Genomic DNA, 1,275 nt, shown 5'->3' on the forward strand with positions numbered 1-1,275 from the left:
CCAGCCCGGATGCCGCCCAGGGATCATTGCGAATCGCTGCTCGTGAACGATTGATTAACGTCCCCAGATTACCGGTCAATGTGTTATTCGGGCCGGAGGATGGGGCTGACCAACTCTGGCTTCTCCGACCATGCCCTGCGGAGGTATAGGCCAGATTATTGATTTCAGGCAGCAGCCAGCCTGCAATACGATGTTTCAGACTCATTCAGTATTTCCTGAAATCTGTGCTATTATGTATGTACAAATGTAAATACTGGCATAACCATGCAATTTGACTGGGATGAAGAAAAGAATCAGGCGAATATTCGCAAGCACGGAATTGCCTTTGATGATGCAGTCGATATCTTCAATCACCCTTTGCTCTGCCGGATTGATGACCGCATCAACTATGACGAAGAGCGCTGGGTTGCTATTGGCCGCATTCATCACCTTACCGGAGTAGTTGTCTATACAGAACGAGTCGGTGATATTGTGCGAATCATTTCAGCCCGAAAAGCCACCAAAAAAGAGACTCAATATTATGAAGAAAACATCCGGTACTGATTGGCAACGGCTCGACACCATGAATGATGATGAAATAGATACTTCCGATATTCCTGAATTGGATGAGGAGTTTTTTAATCAGGCTGAATTGCGTTTGCCTGTCAAAAAGCCAGTGACCATCCGGTTAGACTCTGATGTTCTGGAATGGTTTAAAGAGCAAGGACAAGGTTATCAAACCCGCATTAATAACTTGCTCAGAAAGTATATGGAAACGCATCAATCCCGTTAAATGCAACGACGGGAATAAACACCATACTGTCGTGGGCGTTTTTGCTGTTTAACCAGCTCTCGCTCAATGGCTTGAAGCCGCCGCTCCATTTCACCGAAGCTGGCGTATTCCACTTTTCGGCCTTCAAATTCTACGGTGCGGGTTTCCCGCAGCAGCACGGCTCGCTTCAGGGCCTGGTATTCAGCATCGGTAATCATGGGTTTATCCATTCAGATAGGAACTGTGAGAGATTCGACGATTGCGATTCACAGCGATATCCGCTGGTTCTTCTTGTTTGATCTGCACTTCAGGCTCTGGCCGTTGTGCTGCCAGCTGTTCCAGATCCAGCCCTCGATGTTGCTGAAGGATTCTCACAGCCGTCAGCGCATAGACCCGGCAATCCAGTGCTTCGTTGCGCTTCTTTTTGGCATCCCATTCAAAGTAGGCAACGCCGTGCTTGTATTTACGTACCTTCTCTTCTGCCGTGGCCTGCTTGAAGTAATCCTCATCAAAGCAGTCTGCAA

5 protein-coding genes are annotated in these 1,275 nt (G+C 47.8%); 2 read left to right on the plus strand and 3 right to left on the minus strand.

Annotated elements, in window-relative coordinates; genetic code table 11:
• A partial coding sequence (locus AK963_RS29160; RefSeq protein WP_139117782.1) for a phage portal protein occupies window positions 1-205 on the minus strand: 205 nt, incomplete at its 3' end.
• A gap of 59 nt (window positions 206-264) precedes the next feature.
• Here AK963_RS29160 and AK963_RS29165 point away from each other — a divergent pair.
• Together AK963_RS29165 and AK963_RS29170 are read left to right on the plus strand one after the other, a co-directional pair.
• Window positions 265-543, plus strand: a complete 279-nt coding sequence (locus AK963_RS29165; RefSeq protein ID WP_066018746.1) for a BrnT family toxin — start codon at window positions 265-267, stop codon at window positions 541-543.
• 19 nt (window positions 544-562) lie between these two features.
• Window positions 563-772 (plus strand): BrnA antitoxin family protein, encoded by a 210-nt coding sequence (locus tag AK963_RS29170; protein ID WP_238593895.1) that lies wholly within the window; start codon window positions 563-565, stop codon window positions 770-772.
• Here AK963_RS29170 and AK963_RS29175 read toward each other — a convergent pair.
• Window positions 769-969, minus strand: coding sequence for a phage head-tail joining protein (locus AK963_RS29175; RefSeq protein ID WP_066018748.1), 201 nt, complete (start codon window positions 967-969; stop codon window positions 769-771). The genes AK963_RS29170 and AK963_RS29175 overlap by 4 nt on opposite strands.
• A 4-nt stretch (window positions 970-973) precedes the next feature.
• Window positions 974-1,275: terminase gpA endonuclease subunit (locus AK963_RS36800; protein WP_175404728.1), on the minus strand; the 302-nt coding region annotated here is incomplete at its 5' end.

Source organism: Endozoicomonas atrinae, from assembly GCF_001647025.1.
Taxonomy (GTDB): domain Bacteria; phylum Pseudomonadota; class Gammaproteobacteria; order Pseudomonadales; family Endozoicomonadaceae; genus Endozoicomonas; species Endozoicomonas atrinae.